1 protein-coding gene and 1 pseudogene are annotated in these 1,206 nt (G+C 63.8%); both read left to right on the forward strand.

Features of this window, described 5'->3' with window-relative positions:
* Window positions 1-297 (forward strand): annotated as a pseudogene (locus tag ACI2JR_RS28325) (ABC transporter substrate-binding protein); the annotation flags it as partial.
* Between the two features lie 58 nt (window positions 298-355).
* The coding region (locus ACI2JR_RS28330; protein WP_462480117.1) for an acetamidase/formamidase family protein at window positions 356-1,206 on the forward strand (851 nt) is incomplete at its 3' end.

Raw genomic sequence — 1,206 nt, forward strand, 5'->3', positions numbered from 1 at the left:
CCGATCCTCGGCTGCGCCGGAGCGGTAGAGGGCGGCTGGAACTGGGCGCGCTACTGCAACAAGGCGCTGGACGCGCAGGCGGCCGCGGCGGACAGCATGGTGAAGCCTGACCAACAGGACGCGCGCATTGCCGCCTGGCGCAAAATCTTTACCACCGCGATGAACGACGCGCCCTGGGTGCCGGTGTTCAACGAAAAACGCTACACCGTGCATTCCGCGCGCATGGGCGGCGAGGACGCGCTGTATGTCGATCCGGTGCATGTACCGGTCAACTACGACTATATCGGACTGAAATAATCTGCCGGCATCGTGCCGCGTTCGCCGGGGCGATGCCGCTGCTTAAAGGAGAGTCAGGATGTGCCAAAATTGCCTGGTCAAAACCATTCACCATGCGCAGCACCATTTCGGCTGGGACAACAGCCTGAGTCCGGTGGCGCACGTTGCCTCCGGCAGCCAGCTGGAATTTCACTGTCTGGATGCTTCTAACGGCTGGTTTACCCCCGGTTCCACCACGGCGGATATCCCGACGCTGCCGTTTGATAAGCTCAACCCGGTCAGCGGGCCGGTCTATGTGGAAGGCGCCCGGCCGGGCGACGCGCTGAAAGTCACGCTGGAGTCATTTCATCCCGGCGGCTTTGGCTGGACCGCCAATATTCCCGGCTTCGGCCTGCTGGCCGATCAGTTCCCCGATCCGGCGCTGACGCTGTGGCAATATGACCGCCAGACCTTAGCCCCCTGCGCCTTTGGCCGCTATGGCCGGGTGCCGCTAAAACCTTTCGCCGGCACCCTCGGCGTGGCCCCCGCCGCCGCGGGCCATCATTCGGTGGTGCCGCCGCGCCGCGTGGGCGGCAACCTGGATATTCGCGATCTGGCCGCCGGCTGCACGTTGTGGCTACCGGTGGAAGTAGAAGGCGCGCAGTTATCTATTGGCGATACCCACGCCGCACAGGGCGACGGCGAAGTCTGCGGCACGGCGATCGAAAGCGCCATGGATGTGGTGGTGAAGCTGGAAGTGGTCAAGGATATGCCGCTGAAAACGCCGCGTTTCGCCACCCCTGGCCCGGTGACCCGCCATCTTGATCAGCAAGGCTACAGCGCCTTTACCGGTATTGGCCCTGACCTGATGACCGCCGCCCGCGACGCAGTGAGCTACACCATCGATGCGCTGTGCCGCGAACAGGGGATGTCGGCGGAAGAGGCCTATAT

This window comes from Klebsiella sp. NPDC088457 (assembly GCF_044900465.1).
Classification (GTDB): Bacteria; Pseudomonadota; Gammaproteobacteria; order Enterobacterales; family Enterobacteriaceae; genus Klebsiella.